1 protein-coding gene is annotated in these 1,621 nt (G+C 40.0%); it reads right to left on the bottom strand.

Translation table 11 applies throughout. The features are described from left to right. Window positions 1-511 precede the first annotated feature (511 nt). Window positions 512-1,621: FAD-dependent hydroxylase (locus tag F6K13_RS32195; RefSeq protein ID WP_287289757.1), on the bottom strand; the 1,110-nt coding region annotated here is incomplete at its 5' end.

Below are 1,621 nucleotides of genomic sequence, written 5' to 3'. Positions count from 1 at the left end.
TCTTTCCTGCTGACTCCTGACTCCTCTAATTAGGGTTTGCTGAAAAAGTCTTTTTTAAGGAGTAGGGAAGTAGGGGAGTAGGGGAGAATTTTTTTGCCCAACTCTTGCTAAAAATGCTAACTTTTTGAGCATGAAGAGCTGAAAACCATGTACTTTTTCAATACCTAAAAAGGCTAAAACCTTTATCTGGTAATTATTTGAAATTTAATCAGCAAACCCTAATTAACAAACAAAATCTGGTACCAATTCACTTTAAAGATGTCACAAATAGTTTCCCTCTTTTAAATGTTAAATAACTTCAGTAAATTACTGTAGCATCAAAGTTTTGAGCTGATAAAATCTTACTTTTGACTTTTGACTTTTGACTTATAACTTTTGATTTCCATAAATTACTGTAGTATCAAAGTTTTGAGTCGATAAAATCTTACTTTTGACTTTTGACTTATAACTTAGTTTTGAGCCGATAAAATCTTACTTTTGACTTTTGACTTTTGACTTTTGACTTACTAAGTTATAACTTCTGTGAAACAGTATGAGCTAATTCTGGATGACGACCAAATAAACCAGTCATCACTCGCAAAGACAAAGACTTAAAAATCGGAACTATTCCCATACCCCACAAACCTAAACGACGAACCGCTACTATAGGCAACACACTAGCAGAAAACATTCTATCCAGAAAATCAGTAACCCCTAAAATTACGAAATTCTCCTTTCTGCGCCAACTTTCATAACGCTTCAATACCCGAATATCTCCAATATCCTCACCTTGCTGATCAGCAAACTTAATCACCTCAGCGATCGCCCCTACATCCCGAATACCCATATTCAAACCTTGACCACCCACAGGATGACAACAATGAGCAGCATCCCCAATTAAAACTAAACGGTGTTGAACATAGCGATCGCTCTGCATCAACTGTACCGGAAAAACGTAGCGATCGCTCAACAACTCCAACTTACCCAACTTTCCAGCAGTGCGATACTCCAACTTAGCCAAAAATTCCTGTTTATCCAACTCTTGCAACGCCTTCGCCTCAGCATGAGGAGCAGTCCAAACCACCTGACAGCGATTTCCCGGCAACGGCAAAACCCCCATCGGGCCACTCGGCCAAAATCTCTCAAAAGCAATATCATTGTGAGACCTTTCAGTTTTAATCGTCATTGCCACACAAGACTGCCAATACTTCCAACCATGAGTCCCAATATTAGCAGCTTCACGAATAGGAGACCTCGCCCCATCTGCTCCTACCACCAACCGAGAACGGACAGTCAAACTTTCATTTTCACCAGACAAACTGTCCGTATCCTTCTGCTTTAGCTCAACTTCCACAAAATCCGATTTATAATCTACCCGCAAAACCTCCGCTGGACATAACCAAGTAAGTTGTTCGCAGTCTGCCAAAAATTCCTGCATTGCCGTCAGCATCACCTGATGTTCTCCCACATAACCCAATCCCTCCTTTGAAGTTGGTCTCTTACCAGTAATAGCCAAATCATCAGGATAAAATTGGACAGTACGGGGATAATTACCATCAGAAAGACTAATTTGCCGATATGTAGTGATTTTAGGCAAAATTTGTTGCCAAACTCCGATGCCATCTAATATTCTGCCAGACGA

This window comes from Okeania sp. SIO2B9, assembly GCF_010672505.1.
In the GTDB taxonomy this organism is placed as follows: Bacteria; Cyanobacteriota; Cyanobacteriia; order Cyanobacteriales; family Microcoleaceae; genus Okeania; species Okeania hirsuta.
The sequence above is the reverse complement of the archived record's forward strand: the minus strand, read 5'-3'. Positions and strand labels throughout refer to the sequence as shown.